Origin of the sequence: Cupriavidus necator (assembly GCF_040578825.1) — a bacterium.
GTDB lineage: Bacteria > Pseudomonadota > Gammaproteobacteria > Burkholderiales > Burkholderiaceae > Cupriavidus > Cupriavidus necator_E.
The window spans coordinates 1-1,569 of record NZ_JBEFLI010000171.1 but is presented as its reverse complement, the minus strand read 5'-3'; the positions used below and the strand labels follow the sequence as shown (position 1 = coordinate 1,569).

The 1,569-nt window shown below is 53.5% G+C and carries 2 rRNA genes; both read right to left on the bottom strand.

Going from position 1 to position 1,569, the window contains the following annotated elements:
• Positions 1–84: ribosomal RNA gene (rrf, locus tag AB1I47_RS33710) — 5S ribosomal RNA — on the bottom strand; the annotation flags it as partial.
• Positions 85–213: 129 nt separating this feature from the next.
• Positions 214–1,569: ribosomal RNA gene (locus AB1I47_RS33705) — 23S ribosomal RNA — on the bottom strand; the annotation flags it as partial.

Sequence of the window (1,569 nt, the reverse complement as noted above, 5' to 3'; positions counted from 1 at the left end):
ATCCGCACTATCATCGGCGCGGAGTCGTTTCACGGACCTGTTCGGGATGGGAAGGGGTGGTTCCAACTCGCTATGGTCACCAGGCATGAGGGGTTGCAGCGCTGAGGTTGAGGTCAACGCTGCGAATAGGGATGTAGTTGGGGTTGTGCGTTATTTGTGTCAACCGAAGGGCACAGACACGATCACACACACCAGGTAAAACACACTGGTTATAGGATCAAGCCTTACGGGCAATTAGTACTGGTTAGCTTAACGCATTACTGCGCTTCCACACCCAGCCTATCAACGTCCTGGTCTCGAACGACCCTTCAAGGAGCTCAGGGCTCCAGGGAATCCTCATCTTCAGGCGAGTTTCCCGCTTAGATGCTTTCAGCGGTTATCTCTTCCGTACATAGCTACCCTGCGATGCCTCTGGCGAGACAACAGGTACACCAGCGGTACGTCCACTCCGGTCCTCTCGTACTAGGAGCAGCCCCCGTCAAGATTCCAACGCCCACGGCAGATAGGGACCAAACTGTCTCACGACGTTTTAAACCCAGCTCACGTACCTCTTTAAATGGCGAACAGCCATACCCTTGGGACCGGCTACAGCCCCAGGATGAGATGAGCCGACATCGAGGTGCCAAACACCGCCGTCGATATGAACTCTTGGGCGGTATCAGCCTGTTATCCCCAGAGTACCTTTTATCCGTTGAGCGATGGCCCTTCCATTCAGAACCACCGGATCACTATGTCCTGCTTTCGCACCTGCTCGACTTGTCGGTCTCGCAGTTAAGCACGCTTTTGCCATTGCACTTTAGGTACGATGTCCGACCGTACCAAGCGTACCTTCGAACTCCTCCGTTACACTTTGGGAGGAGACCGCCCCAGTCAAACTGCCTACCATGCACTGTCCCCGACCCGGATTCACGGGCCAAGGTTAGAACCTCAAACAAACCAGGGTGGTATTTCAAGGACGGCTCCACGTGAACTAGCGTCCACGCTTCAAAGCCTCCCACCTATCCTACACAGATCGGTTCAAAGTCCAATGCAAAGCTACAGTAAAGGTTCATGGGGTCTTTCCGTCTAGCCGCGGGGAGATTGCATCATCACAAACACTTCAACTTCGCTGAGTCTCGGGAGGAGACAGTGTGGCCATCGTTACGCCATTCGTGCAGGTCGGAACTTACCCGACAAGGAATTTCGCTACCTTAGGACCGTTATAGTTACGGCCGCCGTTTACCGGGACTTCAATCAAGAGCTTGCACCCCATCATTTAATCTTCCGGCACCGGGCAGGCGTCACACCCTATACGTCCACTTTCGTGTTTGCAGAGTGCTGTGTTTTTATTAAACAGTCGCAGCCACCATTTTATTGCAACCCCTTCACCCTTCTGGCGCAGGCCAGTCAAGCTACCAGGGCGTACCTTATCCCGAAGTTACGGTACCAATTTGCCGAGTTCCTTCTCCCGAGTTCTCTCAAGCGCCTTAGAATACTCATCTCGCCCACCTGTGTCGGTTTGCGGTACGGTCTCGTATGACTGAAGCTTAGAGGCTTTTCTTGGAACCACTTCCAATTGCTTCGCAGCAC